The sequence below is a fragment of the Alloalcanivorax profundimaris genome (assembly GCF_015265435.1).
Lineage (GTDB): Bacteria > Pseudomonadota > Gammaproteobacteria > Pseudomonadales > Alcanivoracaceae > Alloalcanivorax > Alloalcanivorax profundimaris.
Map to the genome: position 1 here is coordinate 80,138 of NZ_JABJWH010000007.1, position 18,597 is coordinate 98,734.

Here is an 18,597-nt window from a genome sequence, read left to right on the forward strand (position 1 = left end):
ATGAGAATGGACAAACTGACTTCCCGGCTTCAGGAAGCGATTGGCGAAGCCCAGTCCCTGGCCGTGGGCCAGAGTCACAACGCCATCGAACCGGTGCACCTGCTGTTGGCGCTGATGCAGCAGCAGGGCGGCGTGGCCGCGCCACTGTTGGAAAAGGCCGGCGCCAACCCGGCGGACGTGGTCACCGCCCTGAAGATGGCCTTGGACAAGCTGCCCACCGTGGGCCAGTTCACCGGCGACGTGCAGCTGTCGCAGAACCTGGCGCGGCTGTTCAACCTGGCCGACCGCGAGGCCCAACAGCGCGGCGACCAGTACATCTCCACCGAGGCGGTGTTGCTGGCGGCCTGTGACGACGGCGGCGAGATCGGCAAGCTGATGAAGAACGCCGGCGTCAAGAAACAGGTGCTGGCGGAAAAAATCCAGGAGGTCCGTGGCGGCGAGGCGGTCAACGACCCCAACGCCGAGGACAAGATGGAAGCCCTGAAGAAATACACCACCGATCTCACCGAACGGGCGGAAAGCGGCAAGCTGGACCCGGTGATTGGCCGTGACGACGAGATCCGCCGCACCATCCAGGTGCTGCAGCGGCGTACCAAGAACAACCCGGTGCTGATCGGCGAGCCCGGCGTCGGCAAGACCGCCATCGTCGAGGGTCTGGCCCAGCGCATCGTCAACGGCGAGGTGCCGGAAGGTCTCAAGGACAAGCGCGTGCTGTCCCTGGACATGGCCGCCCTGATCGCCGGCGCCAAGTACCGCGGTGAGTTCGAGGAGCGCCTCAAGGCGGTGCTCAACGAGCTGTCCAAGCAGGAAGGCCGCATCATCCTGTTCATCGACGAGCTGCACACCATGGTCGGCGCCGGCAAGGCGGACGGCGCCATGGACGCCGGCAACATGCTCAAGCCGGCCCTGGCCCGGGGCGAACTGCACTGCGTGGGCGCCACCACCCTGGACGAATACCGCCAGCACATCGAGAAGGACGCGGCCCTGGAACGGCGCTTCCAGAAAGTGCTGGTGGACGAACCCACGGTGGAGGACACCATCGCCATTCTGCGTGGCCTCAAGGAGCGCTACGAGGTGCACCACGGCGTGGACATCACCGACGGCGCCATCATCGCCGCCGCCAAGCTGAGCCATCGCTACATCACCGACCGGCAGCTGCCGGACAAGGCCATCGACCTGATCGACGAGGCGGCCAGCCGCATCCGCATGGAGATCGACTCCAAGCCGGAGGAAATGGACCGCCTGGACCGGCGCCTGATTCAGCTCAAGATGGAGCGCGAGGCGCTGCGCAAGGAATCCGACGAGGCCAGCAAGAAGCGGCTCGACAAGCTCGAGGAGGACATCGCCGAGCTGGAGAAGGAATACGCCGACCTGGAGGAAATCTGGAACGCCGAGAAGGCCGCCCTGCAGGGCGCCCAGCAGTACAAGGCGGAGCTGGAGCAGGCCCGGGTGGACATGGAGCAGGCGCGCCGCGCCGGCGACCTGAACCGCATGTCCGAGCTGCAGTACGGGGTGATCCCGGATCTGGAGCAGAAGGTCAAGCAGGCCCAGGAACGCGAGGAAGCGGCCGGCCCGGTGGAAACCAAGTTGCTGCGCAACAAGGTCAGCGACGAGGAAGTGGCCGAGGTGGTCTCCAAGTGGACCGGCATTCCGGTGGCCAAGATGCTGGAAGGCGAGCGCGACAAGCTGCTGCGCATGGAAGAGGCCCTGCACCAGCGGGTGATCGGCCAGGACGAGGCGGTGACCGCGGTGGCCAACGCCGTGCGCCGCTCCCGCGCCGGCCTCGCCGACCCCAACCGGCCCAACGGCAGCTTCCTGTTCCTCGGCCCCACCGGCGTGGGCAAGACCGAGCTGTGCAAGGCCCTGGCCGGCTTCCTGTTCGACACCGAGGAGGCCATGGTGCGCATCGACATGTCCGAGTTCATGGAGAAGCACTCCGTGGCCCGGCTGATCGGCGCGCCCCCGGGCTACGTCGGCTACGAGGAGGGCGGTTACCTGACCGAGGCGGTGCGCCGCAAACCGTACTCCGTGCTGCTGCTCGATGAGGTGGAAAAAGCCCACCCGGACGTGTTCAACGTGCTGCTCCAGGTGCTGGAGGACGGCCGCCTCACCGATGGCCAGGGCCGCACCGTGGACTTCCGTAACACCGTGGTGGTGATGACCTCCAACCTGGGCTCGGATCTGATCCAGCGCCTGGCCGGGGACAACGACTACGAAGCCATGAAGGACGCGGTCATGGAAGTGGTCGGCACTCACTTCCGCCCGGAATTCATCAACCGGGTGGACGAGACGGTGGTGTTCCACCCGCTCGGCCAGGGCCAGCTCAAGGGCATCGCCGCCATCCAGCTCGACTATCTGCGTAAGCGTCTAGTCGAACGGGAGATGAGCCTGGAGCTCTCCGACGCGGCCCTGGACAGGCTGGTGGAAGCGGGCTTCGACCCGGTCTACGGGGCGCGGCCGCTGAAACGGGCGATCCAGTCCCAGTTGGAAAACCCGCTGGCCCAGGCGTTGCTCAAGGGCGAATTCGGCCAGGGCGACACCATCCGGGTGGACGTGGCCGACGACAAACTGACCTTCGCCAAGGGCTGAGGTCGCCGCTCCAGGTACAAGAAGGGCCGGATTATCCGGCCCTTTTTTATGGTTCATCGCGGATTCCCGGGAAAGGCGGCTTTGATCTTGAGGAAGAAGTAGTCGCTATCCCGGTAGCCATAGGCCATGCGCTTGATGACCTTGATGCGGTTGTTCATGCCCTCCAGGACGCTGGTGTTGAGGCGGTAGCAGGCACTGGCGATGATGCCCTCAGCGTAGGGCTTCAGGAGCCGGGCGAAGCGGATCAATGGGCCCAGGCCACTGGCCTGGGCCATGTTGAACCATCGCGTCCAGCGCCAGCGGGCGGCCCGTTCGGTGCGGGCGTACCAGAGCTCCTTGAGCTGGGCCTTCATCAGGTACACCGTCATCAGTGGCTGGTTGAGGTCCAGCAGGGCCTTCAGTTCGCCGGCCTGCTCCCCCTTCAGGTTCTCCGGATTACGCAGCAACAGCCAGCGTGAGCGCTTCACGGCGCGGCGTGCGGGCTTGTCGTGGCGCAGTTGGTTGGCCTGATCCACCCGAACCCGGTCGATCACCTCCCGACCGAACTTGGCGATCACATGGAACAGGTCGTAGACCACCCGGGCCCTGGGGCACCAGGCCTGTACCTCCAGGTCCATGGCGGTGTTCATGTCCATGGCCACCGCCTCGATGTGCTCGCAATGAGGGCCCAACCACTGGAAGCAGGGCCGGATCGCCTCCCGGGATCGGCCTTCGCCCACCCACAGCACCTGCCGGGTCTCGGCGTCGATCACCACGCTGGCGTAGCGGTGGCCCTTGAACAAGGCGAACTCGTCCATCACCAGATAGCGGACCCGGCGGAGGTCGGGTTCAGGCAGATCCCGGGCCAGCCGGGCCTTGTCCAGGCTCTTGAGGGTGTGCCAGTGCAGGCCCGTTAGCTCGGCGATCTGCTTGATCGGCAGGAGGGTCAGCAGGGCCTCGACGTGCTGGCGCAGCCGGTGGGTGAGACGAGATCGGGGTGCCAGCCAGGACAGTGCTTCTCGCCCGACACCGCAGGTGACGCACCGTACCCGGCGTATCGGCACCGACAACCAGACCCGGTACTCAAACAGGTCCCGGTCGCGGATGCGGCGAACCGTGATGTCATGGATCAGGGAGCAGGACCGCCCGCAGCACGGGCAACGGGCGGGCACCTGAGGATCGGGAATCAGGTCAATCTGGCACTGGGAGTCGGGGAGCGGAACAAACCGGGTGGCGATAAAGCCTTCCCAGCCAGCCCCGGGGAACGTAGCATCGCCCATGGCGGCAGTGTCCTTGTCAGGTTATTTGGTCGCACAAACAACTTAACTCGGTTCACTGTCCGCCCCCACCTCTTTACTCCTTCTGACTCCTTCTGGTTCCTGAATCCCGACTTGGTCCGTGACGCTGAGGCTCACTGCTGAGCGGCTCAGGGCGCGACGCCCTTCCGGGACCCTTGAGAACAGGACGTTCGAAAGGGAGCCTACAGGGACGTACTTGCGGCGTTCCCGGAAGGGCGTCGCGCCCTGAGTCGCGCCCCGGCTGGAGCGAGACTTCCCGCCAAAGCGCGATGAACCTTTTTTATGCGCACGGGTTTTATGGGCGCGGGTCAGGGGCGGGGTGTTTTGTCGCGGCGGAACGGGAACGAAAACTGCCGCACCACGCCTTCCGGAACCCGCGTGCTGGCCCGGGTGCCATAGCGGGCGGCCAGCCGGTCGGGCATGAACAGAGTGCCGAACAGCTTGTCGTAGATCGGCAGGAAGGCGGCGTAATTCTTGTCCACCGCCTCGTCTTCCGAGGAATGGTGCCAGTGGTGAAATTCCGGCGTGGCGATCAGCCAGCGCACCCCCGGAAAACGGAAGCGCACATTGGCGTGGATAAAGATGGCATGGAAGGAAATGAACACCAGGTAGGCGTACACCGCCGACGGCGCGAACCCGAGCACGAAGATCGGCAGATAGCCGGCGAACCGGTTGGCGATGATTTCCACCAGATGCAACCGCGACGAGGCCATCCAGTCCAGCCGCTCGCTGGAGTGGTGCACGGCGTGGAATTTCCATAACCCGGGCACTTCGTGGAACGCCCGGTGAATCCAGTAACTGGCCAGGTCCACCACCACCAGAAGTTCCAGGAACTGCAGCCATAACGGTTGCGCCGCCACCCATTGCTGGAACCCGCGATGCACATGGTCGTGCAGGAACACCTGGATCGGTATCACCGTGAAGAAGCTGATCAGCTGCACGCCCACGTGGCTGAACAGGAAATACTTCATGTCGGTGATCCAGCCCCGGCGCAGCACCCGCTGATCCCGGTCCTTGGGGTAGATACGCTCCAGCGGGATGAACACCAGCGCCAGCACCAGCAGGGTGAGGATGAAATAATCGAAGCCGGCATACAGGCTGCGCCCGTCCAGCGGCGGCACATCCAGCCGCCCGGAACCGAGCAGCGCCGCCATGCAGGCGAGCACCATGCCGGCCAGCCCGTAGCGCCGGTCGGCGTGCCGGAACACGCTGATAAAGCCGGCCACGAACGCCACGGCGATGCCGGCGAACAGCACGCCGCGCAGCACGGTGGCATTGTAGAAGCCGCGAAATTCCGGGGTGGTGAACAGCTCGGGATAGAGGAAGCAGAAACCAGCCAGCACGGCGAGCAGACCCAGGCCAATGGAAATCGTGGCGCTGATGCGGCCCTGCCCGGGCGTCAGGTCCACGTCCTCGAAGCGCTCGCGCAAATAATCGCTCATCGTGATGGCTACTTATCGCAGAATTCAACGGCGGCGCGGGCTTTCTCCAGCATCCGTTCCCGGCGAGCCTGGTCGATCACCTCCATCTCCCCGGTCTCCGGGTTCTCCACCCGCACGATTGGCTTGTTCTCCAGGATTCGCAGATTCTCGCGGTGCTTGGCGCAGCGCTCCTCGCTGACCTCTCCCGGGTTTTCCTCGATCCGGCGTTGCTCCTCGCGGCGCTGGCGGGCGGCTTCCTCGACCTGGGCCTCGGCGGCGCGGCGTTCCTCGAGCCGCTTGACCGCTTCGTCCTGGTCCGAGCTGGCGGAGCGGTAGGTGCGTACCTCCTCGCTGGCGGGCTGGCCGGCCGGCGGCTTGGTGTCGTAGTGGGTGACGCCGTCCTCGTCCACCCATTTGTAGAACTTGGCGCCCAGGGCCGGCATGGCCAGGGCCAGCACGGCGCCGGCCAGAAGTGTTCGGCGAACTCTCGTCATGGTGTCTCATCCCCCTTGAATGCCCGGGTCAGAATGCCCCCGGGGGCCTGTATTGTGCAACCAAAGCGGCTTTCGGGGGTTTGAAAACGGCCGCATTTCTGACAATATTAAGCCCTTTCCGGAGATCGGAACCCGCAGGCGCTTACCGGCGCTTGTGTGGCCGGGACCCGGGGCGGCGTTACCGCGTCGTCCTACCGCAGCCAATACTGCACGTATGTCCCGCTGGTGGAATCTCTGGAGGATTCGGGCGCGGATGTGCGCTCCCCTCCGAGCTTCCTCGACCTGTGTCCGCCGTCGGCCACCTCCACGGGGACCCGGGGCGCCCAAGCAAGGCGCTCTTCCCGCAGGTTTTGCAACACACTCCCGTTCCGCCGCTGGCCGGCGGAGTGAATGCTATTTTGTGATTCGAGGTAATCAACGTGGAAATGTTATCCGGCGCGGAAATGGTGGTCCGCGCGCTGCAGGATGAGGGAGTGGAGTACATCTTCGGGTACCCCGGAGGCGCTGTACTGCACATCTACGACGCGCTGTTCCAGCAGGACAAGGTCAATCATATTCTGGTGCGCCACGAGCAGGCCGCCACCCACGCCGCCGACGGCTACGCCCGGTCCACCGGCAAGCCCGGCGTGGTGCTGGTGACCTCCGGCCCCGGCGCCACCAACGCGATCACCGGCATCGCCACCGCCTTCATGGACTCCATTCCCATGGTGGTGCTGTCCGGCCAGGTACGCTCCGACTGGATCGGCGACGACGCCTTCCAGGAAACCGACATGGTGGGCCTGTCCCGGCCGATCGTGAAGCACAGCTTCATGGTCCGTGATCCGCGCCAGATCCCGGACATGATCAAGAAGGCCTTCTATATCGCCAGCACCGGCCGGCCCGGCCCGGTACTGGTGGATATTCCCAAGGACCATACGGCGCCGCACAACACCTTCCCCTATGAGTACCCCAAGAAGGTGAAGATGCGTTCCTACGCGCCGGTCACCCGCGGTCACTCCGGGCAGATCCGCAAGGCCGTGGACGAGCTGCTCAAGGCCAAGCGGCCGGTGATCTACTCCGGTGGCGGGGTGGTCCAGGGCGATGCGAGCGAAGCGCTCACCGGGGTGGCCCGCAAGCTCAACTTCCCGGTCACCAACACCCTGATGGGTCTGGGCGCCTTCCCGGGCACCGACAAGCAGTTCCTGGGCATGCTCGGCATGCACGGCACCTATGAAGCCAACATGGCGATGCACAACGCGGACGTGATCCTGGCCGCCGGCGCGCGCCTGGACGACCGTGTCACCAACGACGCCAAGAAGTTCTGCCCCGGTGCCAAGATCATCCACATCGACATCGATCCGGCCAGCATCTCCAAGAACGTCACCGCCCACATTCCCATCGTCGGGCCGGTGAAGCAGGTGTTGGAAGAGATGCTCACCATGCTCGATGAGCATGACAGCGGCCCGGATCATAAGAGCCTGGAACGCTGGTGGCAGGAGATTGACGGCTGGCGCCAGGTGCACGGTCTGCGCTATGAGGTCAACGAGAACGGCCCCATGAAGCCCCAGCAGGTGGTGCAAGCGCTCTACAAAGCCACCAACGGCGAGGCGTTCGTGACCTCCGACGTGGGCCAGCACCAGATGTTCGCCGCCCAGTACTACCTCTATGACCGGCCGCGTCAGTGGATCAACTCGGGCGGTCTCGGGACCATGGGTTTCGGCCTGCCGGCGGCCATGGGCGTGCAGTTCGCCCACCCGGAAGCGGTGGTCGCCTGTGTCACCGGCGAGGGCTCCATCCAGATGAACATCCAGGAGCTGTCCACCTGCCTGCAGTACGGGCTGCCGATCAAGATCATCAACATCAACAACCAGGCCCTGGGCATGGTGCGCCAGTGGCAGGACATGCAGTACGGCGGCCGCCACAGCCAGTCCTACATGGAATCCCTGCCGGACTTCGTCAAGCTGGCCGAGTCCTACGGCCACGTGGGCATGAAGATAGAGAAACTGGAGGACCTGGACGGCGCCATGGAGGAAGCCTTCGCGCTGAAGGATCGCCTGGTGTTCATGGACATCTACGTGGACCCCACCGAGCACGTCTACCCGATGCACATCGCCGACGGCTCCATGCGTGATATGTGGCTGAGCAAGACGGAGCGGACCTGATGCGACGTATTATTTCGATTCTCATGGAAAACGAGCCGGGGGCCCTGTCCCGGGTAGTGGGTCTGTTCTCCCAGCGTGGCTACAACATCGAAACCCTGACGGTGGCCCCCACCGAGGACGAGACCCTGTCGCGCCTGACCATGACCACCACCGGCGATGACAAGAAGATCGAGCAGATCACCAAGCACCTCAACAAGCTCATCGAGGTGGTCAAGCTGGTGGATCTCACCGAAGGGGCCCACATCGAGCGCGAGATCATGCTCATGAAGGTCAAGGCCACCGGTGCCCAGCGTGCCGAGGTGAAGCGCACCGTGGACATCTTCCGCGGCCAGATCGTGGACGTGACCAGCACCGTGTACACGGTGCAGCTCACCGGCACCACGGACAAACTGGAAGCCTTCATCAATGCCGTCGGCGAAGCGCAGGTGCTGGAAGTGGTGCGCTCCGGCGTCTCCGGCATCTCACGGGGCGAGAAAGTCCTCAGCCTCTGAGTTGCCTTGTGGGAGCTTGCCCGGCTTGCGCAGGGCAAGCTCCCACAAAGCTCTGGCTTCGCAGACAGGCTCCGCGCGCACGATGGCCAGATATGTCCTATATCCATAGCTTCCCACCGGTGTCGGAACCCGGCGCCGACCGGCTGATTCTCGGTTCCATGCCCGGCAAGGCCTCGCTGGCGGCGAATCAGTATTACGCCCACCCGCGCAATCTGTTCTGGCCGATCATCGAAACCCTTTTCGGCATTCCCGCCGATCTCGCTTACGAGGCACGCTGCCGGCGGCTGGCGGAGCAGGGCGTGGCCTTGTGGGACGTGCTGCGAACCTGCACCCGCTCGAGCAGCCTCGACTCGGATATCCTGGAAGCGTCGATCGTGCCTCAGGATTTCGAGGGCTTTCTGCACGCCCATCCGCGCATCGGCGTGATCTTTTTCAATGGCGCCAAGGCGGAGAGCGTCTGGCGGCGTCATGTGCGGCCGGCTCTGCCCGATGATTTCGCCGCGATACCCACCGTTCGCCTGCCGTCCACCAGTCCGGCGAATGCGGCCATCCCGGTGTCGGCGAAGCAAAACGCCTGGCGGGCGATTCTCGCCCCCGTGTAGACGCTCGGAGCCCGCCCGCCGAAAGTCGGTCTTCGGGATAGGGCTCTCTTCGGCGACGATACTGCCCCGTTAGTCCCCCGATCCTGGGTGATCGGTGTGTATCCCTTTAATTCATATTGCTGAATGAAGACTATTCATTGGTCGAATAGTCTTGCCCGCGTCTAGTCTGATCCCGCGATAGAAAAGCAACAAAACGCGAGGACTCAGCGTGAATGATCCAGCCCGCACGGTCGGTCGGACCGCCGACCCGACCGCCAGCCCGTCTTTTGACGCCGCCCCCGTTTATCGATTTCTGGAGGAGAGCGCCCGTCGCTATCCCGACGCCCCGGCCCTTCATTTCATGGGCGCGCGTCTCACCTACACAGCGTTAGAGAACAGGGTGGCCCGTGCCGCCCGGGGCCTGCAGGAGCTGGGTGTCGGCCCGGGAGTTCACGTGGGGCTGCTGCTGCCGAACACGCCGCATTACGCCATCGCTTTCCTGGCGATTCTGCGCGCCGGCGGCACGGTGGTGAATTACTCGCCGCTTGATGCCGAGCGAACCCTGGCGCACAAGATTGAAGACAGCCGCACCGATGTGCTGATCACACTGGATTTGCAGGACCTGTACCCGCGGGCACGCGGGCTGCTGGAGAACTCCCGGTTGCGGCATCTGGTGGTGGGCGAGGTGGCGGAAATGGCCGCCGACGCCGAGGCGGTGCGTGCCGCGCTCAAGGCGCAGGGCCAGCTGGCCGAGGTGGACTGGGACAGCCGTCAACGGCGCTTCGCGGCCTTGATGGATAACGCGGGTGATTACCGCGCCTACCCGATCGACGATCCCGCTGAGGAAGTGGCGGTGCTCCAGTACACCGGCGGCACCACCGGCGCGCCGAAAGGCGCGGTGCTGACGCACGGCAACCTGGCCGGCGCGTGCAAGCAGATGCGCGCCTGTTTCCAGCAGGAGCTGGTGCCCGGCGAAGAACGTGTGCTGGCGGTGCTGCCGCCATTCCATATCTATTCCATGGTGGTCAATTTGCTGTTCGGCCTGCATCTGGCGGCCGAGTTGTACCTGCACCTGCGCTTCGACGTGGAGGCGGTGCTGCGGGACATCCATGAGCACCGGCTGAGCGTGATACCGGCGGTGCCCACCATGTTTATCACCCTGATCCACCATCCGGACGTGGCCCGTTTCGATCTGACCTCGCTGAAGATGTGCAACTCCGGCGGCGCACCCCTACCGCTGGACGTTCAGCAGCGTTTCTCGGCATTGACCGGGTGCCGTCTGGGCGAAGGCTGGGGCATGACCGAAACCGCCTCGGCGGGCACCTATACGCCGATGAGCGGTGACCGTCCGCCCCTGGGTTCCTGTGGTCTGGTGGTGCCGGGTGTGCGAATGAAGATCGCTCCGCTGGACGGCGAGGGCACGCTGGACCGCAACCAGCGCGGTGAGATCTGCGTCGCCGGGCCCAACGTGACGCGCGCCTACTGGAACAACCCGGAGGCGACCCGCGCATCCATGACCGACGACGGTTACTTCCGCACCGGCGATGTGGGCTACCTGGACGAGAACGACTATGTGTTCGTCGTCGACCGCACCAAGGACATGATTCTATGCGGTGGCTATAACGTTTATCCGCGCACCATCGAGGAAGCCGTTTACGAACACGACGACGTGGAGGAGGTGTCCGTCATCGGCGTGGCCGACGCCTACCGCGGCCAATCCCCCATGGCGTTCGTCAAGCTCAGGGACGGTGCCGGCCCGCTCACGCTGGAAGACCTGAAAGCCTTCCTTGCCGACAAGCTCGGCAAGCACGAAATGGTCCAGGCGCTCGAAGTGCGCGAGCAGTTACCCAAGACCCCGGTAGGAAAATTATCCAAGAAAGAACTCAGCGATGAGATGGAGTCGTTCAGCCTGTAGACGCCCTTAAACGCCTTTCCGACTCAAATGGAGAAAACAATGAGAGCCAAAAAAATCAGTGCATGGTTCATCGCGGCTTTAACGGTTTGCGCCGCTGGCCTGGCGAGTGCGGACACTCTGCGTTTCGCGTCGGGTTACCCACCCAACTCGATCCCCACCGCCGCGTTGAAGCAATTCCAGGAAAACCTGGAAAGCTATTCGGACGGCTCTCTGAAGGCGCGCGTTTTCGAGCTCTCCCTACTGAACCTGATGGAAACCTCGGGCGGCATCCGTGATGGCATGGCGGACATGGGTATCGTGTTGACGCCGTACTTCCCGTCGGAGTACCCGCGCACCAACCTGGTGGCGGAAATCTCCATGTCCCTGGAGCTGGACGGCCAGTCTCCGGATCAGGCTGGTCTGATTTATACCGGCGCCATGTCGGAGTTTATTTTCCTTAACTGCCCGGACTGCGTGTCCGAATTCGCCGACCAGAATCAGGTGTTCCTGGGCAGTGCCGCCACGCCGCCTTATTCGCTGCTGTGCCGCGACGAAATCAGCAGTCTGGACGATCTGGAAGGCAAGCAGCTGCGCACCTCCGGCGCGCAATGGGCGCGCTGGGCGGAATCCGTGGGCGCCAACCCGATCACCATGTCCGTCAATGAAATCTATGAAGGCCTCAGCCAGGGCGTGGTGGACTGCTCGGTTCAGTCCACCCCGGAGTTGTCCGTGTTCCGCCTGTTCGAAGTGATCGATTCGATCACCCTGAACTACCCCGGCGGTGTGTTCGGTGGCGTCGGTGCCAGCAATATCAATCTGGAGACCTGGCGTGGTCTGGACGACGAACAGCGTCAGGTGCTGTTGCGTGCCGCCGCGGCCTTGTCCGCTCACTTCAGCTGGGGCTATGAAACCGCCGGCGTCGAGAACGAAGCTACCGCTAAGAGCCAGGGCATCAAGATCATCGAGCCGGACGCGGCCATGCGCGAAGACAATGTGGCCTTCATCCAGCAGGACATGAAGACCATCGCCAGGTCCTACCAGGAGAAGTACGGCGTTGAAGACGGCGAGGCCATGATCGAGACCTTCCAGAAGCTGCTGCAGAAATGGGACGGGCTGATCGACGGCGTCGAGAGCGGCGATGAGCTGGCCGATATCTATTGGCGGGAAGTGTTCTCCAAAGTCGATGCCGGTGCCTACGCGCAATAGGCTCTGATCCCGCGGATGCGTTGAATACTCGGGAGGTATGAGTATGCGATTTCCAATCTTATGCGTGCTGGCCCTTGCCCTGGGGAGCACCGGTCTGGCGCATGGCGAAACCCTGCGTTTCGCCTCCGGCTATCCCCCCAATTCGGTGGCGGAAGACGCGGTGAAGAAATACATCGACGTTCTGGAAGAACAGACCGACGATGAGCTCACCGCGAAGCTGTATTCGCTGACGCTTCTGAATCTGAAGGAAACCTCGGCGGGTGTACGCGACGGCATGGCCGACGCGGGGATTGTGCTGTTCCCGTATTTCGCCGCTGAGTATCCGCGCATCAATATGCTGGCGGAGACCTCCATGCTGTTGAACAGCGGGGAGGAAGATCCCGACAAGGCGGGGTTAATCTTCACCGGCGCCTTCTCGGAGTTCCTGTTCCTGCATTGCCCACAGTGTGATCGGGAGATGGCCGGTCAGAACCAGGTGTTCCTCGGCTCCGCCTCCACGCCCACTTTGCCGTTGCTCTGCAATACACCGGTGAAGTCTCTGGAGGACCTGGCCGGTAAACGGTTGCGTTCCGGCGGCGCGCAATGGTCCCGCTGGGCTGAGTCGGTGGGCGCCACGCCGCTGAGCATGTCGGTCAATGAAATCTATGAGGGTCTGGATCAGGGCGTGGTCGACTGCACCATCCAGACCACCACGGAGTTGTCGATTTTCCGGCTCGACGAAGTGGCCAGCGATATCACGCTGGGCGTGCCCGGCGGCGTGTTCGGCGGTTCCGGCGTTAACAACATGAACCGGGACCGTTGGGCCGCCTTGAGCGACAGCCAGCGCCGGGCAGTGCTGCGCGCGTCCGCGACCCTGGCCGCCGAAGCGGCCTGGGGCTACGACTCGCTGGGTGAGCGCAACCTGCGGCAGGCCCGCGAGCAGGGCATCCAGGTGCACGAGGCCGGTGCCGATCTGAAACAGGCGACCCGTGAATTCATCGACCAGGATGTTCAGGCCATCGCCGGTAACTATCGCGAGCGCCACGACGTGCAGGACGCCGCGGAAATGATCGCGGCGTTCCGTCCTTTGTTGCAGCGGTGGGCCACGTTGATCCAGGACGTTGAAAGCCCGGACCAGCTGGCCGACCTCTATTGGACGGAGGTGTTTTCCAAAGTCGACCCGTCCACCTACGGGCAATAATCCGATCTGATCCTCGAAAAGGAGAGGCTGATGTACGCCTTGGGTCGCTGGTTGTCCCGGCTGACTAATTTCATGACCGTGCTGGGCGGTCTGGCGATCGCGCTGATGATGCTGCACGTTACCGCGGATGTCGTAGCGCGATTCCTGTTCGGCACGCCCATTCCTGGCACCATCACCGTGGTCTCCCACTATTACATGATCGTGGCCGCCTTCGTGCCGCTGGCGTTCGCGGAACAGAAGGAGGGCCACATTTCCGTCGAGGTGGTCACCGAGCGCCTGCCCGCCTTTGTGCAAAAGCACCTGCAGGGTTGGGCGCTGTTGCTCTCCAGCGGTGTGTTCGCCCTGTTGTCCGTGCGCACCTGGGGTGAGGCGATGTCAAAGTACGACATTGGCGCTTCCGTGGTGCAGGGCGACACCAGCGTCGCCGTCTGGCCCAGCTACTTCGTGCTGCCGGTGGGTACCGGGTTGCTGACGCTGGTGCTGGTCTACAAGTTCATCATCTATTTGTCCGGTGGCCGGTCCGGCCTGGACGCCAGCAGCGCCACCGCGGAAGAACTGCAGCTTGAAACCACCCCGGGCAAGGAGACCCACCATGAGTGATGTCGGTATTGGTCTCACCGGTCTGGGTATCCTGCTGGCGTTGATCGCGTTGCGCGTGCCCATCGGCATGGCGTTGATCGGGGTGTCGTTCGGCGGGCTGTGGTATCTGATGGGCTGGAACGTGGCCTGGGGCTCCTTGGGGCTGATTCCGTATCAGTTTTCCGCCAACTGGGTGCTCAGCTCGGTGCCCATGTTCCTGCTGCTGGGCTTTATTTGCTTCCATGCGCAACTGACTCAGGGGTTATTCCGCGCCGCGCGGTTATGGCTATCGGGGATTCCCGGGGGCCTGGCGGTGGCTTCGATCTTCGGTTCCGCCGGTTTTGCCGCGGTATCCGGCTCCTCGGTAGCGTGTTCCGCGGCCATGGGGCGCATCGCGGTGCCGGAGATGATGCGGCACGGCTATCGCGCGGAGCTGGCCACCGGCACGGTGGCGGTGGCCGGCACCATCGGCGCGCTGATTCCGCCTTCGATCATCATGATCCTGTACGGCATCATCGCCCAGGTTCCGATCACCGGGTTGTTTCTCGGTGGCATCAGCGCCGGCATTCTCACCACCATCGGCTATATCGTGGTGGTGATGGTGCGGGTGAAGCTGAATCCGACGCTGGCACCGCGGGTGGAAGAGCACGTGCCGACGACCGAAAAGGTGGCGGCCTTGAAAGAAACCTGGCCGGTGCTGCTGATCATGGTGGGCATCTTCGGCGGCCTGTTCGGCGGTATCTTCACCGCCACCGAGGCCGGCGCCGTGGGCGCCTTTCTGTCCTGCGTGGTGGCGCTGTTCAAGCGCGCCCTGAGCTGGCAGCGCTTTAAAAGCGCGATCCTGGAAACCCTGATGACCACCGGTGCTCTGCTGGTGATCGCGGTGGGCGCCAGCTTGCTGACGCGCTTTCTGTCGCTGTCCGGGGCGGGGGACTATCTGGCCAGCATGGTGATTGGCGGTGACGCCAGCACGGTGACCATCCTGATCGCGATCGTGCTGATCTATCTGCTGTTGGGTATGTTCCTGGAGCCGATCGGCGCCATGTTGCTGACGCTGCCCATCGTGCTGCCGATCATTGGCGCCGCTGATCTCAGCCTGCTCTGGTTCGGCATCATCCTCACCAAGCTGCTGGAAATCGGCATGATTACCCCGCCCATCGGCATGAACGTGTTCGTGATCAAAGGGGTCGTGGGGGATCTGGCCAGCACCACGTCGATCTTCAAAGGTATCTTCTGGTTCCTGGTCATGGACCTGTTCGTGTTGTTGTTCCTGATGACCGTGCCGGAGTTCATCCTGTTTCTGCCGAACCTGTTCGGCTGATTCCGGATCCGTCAGTGCAGCTGTGACCAGAACGCCTCGATGAGTGGATCATCGAGGCGTTTTTCCAACGCGAACAGACCCACCTCGTACGGCTCCAGAGGCGGCCGCACATCCAGAATACGGATGCGCGCCGCCAACGGGCTGTTGTCGAGCACCACGCGCGGCGCCACGCCGACGCCGAACCCCAGGCTCACCATGCTGACAATGGCCTCATTGCCGCTCACCTGAGCGTAGATGCGCGGCCGCACCCCGAGCGCTTTGAACCATTGATCGGTGCGCTGCCGGGCCAGCCCTTCCTCGGACAGAATCATGGGAACATCCTGCCAGGCTTCCGGGCGTGGCGCGCCGTTCAGCGACTGCAGCAATTTAGGCTGGTCGGCGGCGGCGATGAACAACAAAGGCGAGCGCAGGATAGGGCGAAACGCCACGCCCCTCGGCAGGGTGTCCGGTCGGGCGCCGATGGAAATGTCCTCCTCGCCACGCATCACCCGGGTCACGGCATGGGCCGGGTCGCCGGTGTGCAGCTTGATCTCGATGCGGGGAAAGTCGCTGCGGAACGCGCTGAGGATTTCGTGCAGGAAGCTGTAGCTGGCGGTCACCGAGCAGTACATGCTCAGCTCCCCCTGCAGCACGCGGCTGCTCTCCAGCATGGAATGACGCAGGCTGTCCCACTGCGCCAGGGTCTCCCGGGCGTACTGCTGAAAGCGCACGCCCTCCCGGGTCAGGCTGACGCTGCGGTTATCGCGCAGCAGCAGGGCCACCCCCAGCTCCGATTCCAGCTGTTTGATGGTGCGGCTCACGGCTGAGGGGCTCATGTGGCAGCGCTCGCCGGCCCGGCCGAAGTGCAGGGTGTCGGCGAGCGCCAGGAACAGGCGGAGTGGGCGGGTATCCATGCGGTCGTATCCCGAGCTGTATTTCATAAATCGGCATGCTGTGTTGCGAATATATCATTTTACGCAACGCTGAGCATGGCCTATGGTAGCGGCCATTCGTTAACCGTCATTGGGATACAGCCATGCAAGTGTACTACGACAAAGACTGCGACCTTTCCATCATCCAGGGTAAGAAAGTGGCCATTATCGGCTACGGCTCCCAGGGCCACGCCCACGCCAACAACCTGAAGGAATCCGGCGTCGACGTGGTGGTGGCACTGCGTGAAGGCTCCAGCTCCGCCGCCAAGGCGGAAGCCGCCGGCCTCACCGTGAAAAGCGTTCCCGAGGCGGTCAAGGCCTCCGACGTGGTGATGGTGCTGGCCCCGGACGAGTACCAGGCCGCCATCTACCAGGATGAGATCGAGCCGAACCTGAAGCAGGGCGCCACCCTGGCCTTCGCCCACGGCTTCTGCATCCACTACAACCAGATCGTGCCGCGCAAGGACCTGGACGTGATCATGATCGCGCCCAAGGCGCCGGGCCACACCGTGCGCACCGAGTTCACCAAGGGCGGCGGCATCCCCGATCTGGTTGCGGTCTTCCAGGACGCTTCCGGCCAGGCCAAGGACCTCGGGCTGTCCTACGCTTGCGGTATTGGCGGCGGCCGTACCGGTATCATCGAGACCACCTTCAAGGACGAAACCGAAACCGACCTGTTCGGCGAGCAAGCCGTTCTGTGTGGCGGTACCGTGGAGCTGGTGAAAGCGGCGTTCGAGACCCTCACCGAAGCGGGCTACGCGCCGGAAATGGCCTACTTCGAGTGTCTCCACGAGCTCAAGCTGATCGTCGACCTGATGTACGAAGGCGGCATCGCCAACATGAACTACTCCATTTCGAACAACGCCGAGTACGGTGAGTACGTGACCGGCCCGGAAGTGATCAACGACCAGTCCCGTGCCGCCATGCGCAACGCGCTCAAGCGCATCCAGACCGGCGAGTACGCGAAGATGTTCATTAACGAGGGTAATTCCAACTACCCGAGCATGACCGCCCGTCGCCGGCTCAACGCCGAGCACCCCATCGAGCAGGTGGGTGAGAAGCTGCGCGGCATGATGCCCTGGATCAAGGCCAACCAGATCGTGGACAAGTCCAAGAACTGAGGCCGTCGCCGGCCCCTTGCCGGCGGATCCGACCGAGAAGAACGCGCCCTCCGGGGCGCGTTTTTTTATGGCCGAAAATCGTCCGTGGCGATGATAGACTAGGCCGGACCGCAACAATGGCGAGGCACCATGGCCGATCAGCAAGAGCACAAAGAGCACGGCACGGAGACCTTCGAGGTGGTGGAGGCGGAACGCACCGGCGCCCGCCACAAGGGCGTCTACCTGCTGCCCAACCTGTTCACCACCGGCGCCCTGTTCGCCGGCTTCTACGCCATCGTGGCGGCCATGAACGGCCTGTTCGAGGCCGCCGCCGTGGGCATCATCGTGGCCGGCATCCTGGACGGTCTGGACGGCGGCGTGGCCCGCCTCACCAACACCCAGAGCAAGTTCGGCGCCGAGTACGACTCCCTGTCCGACTGCGTGGCCTTTGGCGTGGCGCCGGGGCTGGTGGCTTACTCCTGGGGGTTGTCCGAGCTGGGCAAATTCGGCTGGATGGCGGCCTTCATCTACCTGGCCTGCGCCGCCCTGCGCCTGGCCCGCTTCAATGTGCAGGCGGAGACCACCGACAAGCGTTTCTTCATTGGTCTGCCCAGCCCCACGGGGGCGGGCCTGGTCGCCACTCTGGTGTGGCTGGGCGCGAGCCGGGGCATCGATGGCAACGACATCTCCTGGTTGGTGGCCTTCGTGGTCGCCGGCGCCGGGCTGTTGATGGTGTCCTCGGTGCGCTATCACTCTTTCAAGGAATTTCATATTGGCCGGGTGCCGTTCAAGGTGTTGCTGGGCGTGATCGTGGCGTTCGCCATCGTGTTCCTGGACCCGCCCCTGGTGCTTCTGGCGGTGGCCGTGGTCTACGTGGTCGCCGGGTTGCTGTTGAGCCTCTGGGGGATGCGAAAGGGCGCCTCCGCGGAGGAGTAGGGGAAAGGGCGCCGAGGGCGCCCTTTTTTGTGCCTGGCCGGAACCGGCGCAATGGTCCCGGTGCCCCGGCAAGTGGTTGAAAATTCGGCGTTTCCAGCCCTGAAAAGCGCCTATTTCGGGGTGAAAGATCAAAAGGTGACCGTTTGATAAAAAAGTGATGAAAAAAGTGTTGACGGTTTTCCGGAAATCCCTAGAATGCGCACCCACAACGACGGCGGGCACAGCCAAACGGCAAACGCCCCGGTCGGGAAGCCAAGCGCTTCCAAACGCTCTTTAACAATCAGGCAAGCAAACGTGTGGGACCTGTTCGGAGTTGGGTGTCTTAAGAGATATCGGCTTTGAGCAAGTCAACCTAGTTGAATTGTTTCGAGCTGAGCTAGTATTAAGTGCGTAGGCACTTTAAAGACTTTTCTTAACTGAAGAGTTTGATCATGGCTCAGATTGAACGCTGGCGGCAGGCCTAACACATGCAAGTC

The 18,597-nt window shown here is 63.4% G+C and carries 15 protein-coding genes and 1 rRNA gene; 12 read left to right on the forward strand and 4 right to left on the reverse strand.

Annotated elements, in window-relative coordinates:
- Positions 1–2,589 (forward strand): ATP-dependent chaperone ClpB, encoded by a 2,589-nt coding sequence (gene clpB, locus HMJ39_RS04960; protein ID WP_194296497.1) that lies wholly within the window; start codon positions 1–3, stop codon positions 2,587–2,589.
- A gap of 53 nt (positions 2,590–2,642) precedes the next feature.
- Here the strand turns inward: clpB and HMJ39_RS04965 are convergent, their stop codons facing one another.
- The 3 genes from HMJ39_RS04965 to HMJ39_RS04975 form a co-directional block, all read right to left on the reverse strand.
- Entirely contained in the window at positions 2,643–3,848 is a 1,206-nt protein-coding gene (locus HMJ39_RS04965) for an ISL3 family transposase (protein ID WP_194296498.1), read from the reverse strand.
- Positions 3,849–4,174: 326 nt separating this feature from the next.
- On the reverse strand, positions 4,175–5,308 hold the full coding sequence (locus HMJ39_RS04970; RefSeq protein WP_161385908.1) for a sterol desaturase family protein: 1,134 nt from the start codon (positions 5,306–5,308) through the stop codon (positions 4,175–4,177).
- A gap of 8 nt (positions 5,309–5,316) precedes the next feature.
- Positions 5,317–5,781, reverse strand: a complete 465-nt coding sequence (locus HMJ39_RS04975; RefSeq protein ID WP_194296499.1) for a DUF4124 domain-containing protein — start codon at positions 5,779–5,781, stop codon at positions 5,317–5,319.
- A gap of 419 nt (positions 5,782–6,200) precedes the next feature.
- On the opposite strand from HMJ39_RS04975, the gene HMJ39_RS04980 reads away from it, so the two are divergent.
- The 8 genes from HMJ39_RS04980 (at position 6,201) to HMJ39_RS05015 (ending at position 15,174) form a co-directional block, all read left to right on the forward strand.
- Positions 6,201–7,922 carry an acetolactate synthase 3 large subunit gene (locus HMJ39_RS04980; protein ID WP_323370841.1) on the forward strand — a complete coding sequence of 574 codons (1,722 nt, stop codon included), beginning with the start codon at positions 6,201–6,203 and terminating at the stop codon, positions 7,920–7,922.
- Complete coding sequence (ilvN, locus tag HMJ39_RS04985) at positions 7,922–8,413, forward strand: acetolactate synthase small subunit (RefSeq protein ID WP_194296500.1); 492 nt, start codon at positions 7,922–7,924, stop codon at positions 8,411–8,413. The genes HMJ39_RS04980 and ilvN overlap by 1 nt, the downstream gene beginning before the upstream one ends.
- A gap of 92 nt (positions 8,414–8,505) precedes the next feature.
- Positions 8,506–9,015, forward strand: coding sequence for a DNA-deoxyinosine glycosylase (locus HMJ39_RS04990; protein WP_161385912.1), 510 nt, complete (start codon positions 8,506–8,508; stop codon positions 9,013–9,015).
- 208 nt (positions 9,016–9,223) lie between these two features.
- Entirely contained in the window at positions 9,224–10,909 is a 1,686-nt protein-coding gene (locus HMJ39_RS04995) for an AMP-binding protein (protein ID WP_323370842.1), read from the forward strand.
- Between the two features lie 39 nt (positions 10,910–10,948).
- Positions 10,949–12,094, forward strand: coding sequence for a C4-dicarboxylate TRAP transporter substrate-binding protein (locus tag HMJ39_RS05000; RefSeq protein WP_161385913.1), 1,146 nt, complete (start codon positions 10,949–10,951; stop codon positions 12,092–12,094).
- Positions 12,095–12,131: 37 nt separating this feature from the next.
- Positions 12,132–13,274 (forward strand): C4-dicarboxylate TRAP transporter substrate-binding protein, encoded by a 1,143-nt coding sequence (locus HMJ39_RS05005; protein ID WP_161385914.1) that lies wholly within the window; start codon positions 12,132–12,134, stop codon positions 13,272–13,274.
- Between the two features lie 30 nt (positions 13,275–13,304).
- Positions 13,305–13,874 (forward strand): TRAP transporter small permease, encoded by a 570-nt coding sequence (locus HMJ39_RS05010; RefSeq protein WP_161385915.1) that lies wholly within the window; start codon positions 13,305–13,307, stop codon positions 13,872–13,874.
- Positions 13,867–15,174 (forward strand): TRAP transporter large permease, encoded by a 1,308-nt coding sequence (locus HMJ39_RS05015; protein ID WP_161385916.1) that lies wholly within the window; start codon positions 13,867–13,869, stop codon positions 15,172–15,174. Before HMJ39_RS05010 ends, HMJ39_RS05015 begins: the two co-directional genes overlap by 8 nt.
- A gap of 11 nt (positions 15,175–15,185) precedes the next feature.
- Here the strand turns inward: HMJ39_RS05015 and ilvY are convergent, their stop codons facing one another.
- Positions 15,186–16,067, reverse strand: coding sequence for an HTH-type transcriptional activator IlvY (gene ilvY, locus HMJ39_RS05020; protein ID WP_161385917.1), 882 nt, complete (start codon positions 16,065–16,067; stop codon positions 15,186–15,188).
- Positions 16,068–16,189: 122 nt separating this feature from the next.
- On the opposite strand from ilvY, the gene ilvC reads away from it, so the two are divergent.
- From ilvC to HMJ39_RS05035, 3 genes are all read left to right on the forward strand, one after another.
- Complete coding sequence (gene ilvC, locus HMJ39_RS05025; RefSeq protein WP_161385918.1) at positions 16,190–17,206, forward strand: ketol-acid reductoisomerase; 1,017 nt, start codon at positions 16,190–16,192, stop codon at positions 17,204–17,206.
- A gap of 129 nt (positions 17,207–17,335) precedes the next feature.
- Positions 17,336–18,121 carry a CDP-diacylglycerol--serine O-phosphatidyltransferase gene (gene pssA / locus HMJ39_RS05030; protein ID WP_194296501.1) on the forward strand — a complete coding sequence of 262 codons (786 nt, stop codon included), beginning with the start codon at positions 17,336–17,338 and terminating at the stop codon, positions 18,119–18,121.
- A gap of 413 nt (positions 18,122–18,534) precedes the next feature.
- Positions 18,535–18,597: ribosomal RNA gene (locus tag HMJ39_RS05035) — 16S ribosomal RNA — on the forward strand; the annotation flags it as partial.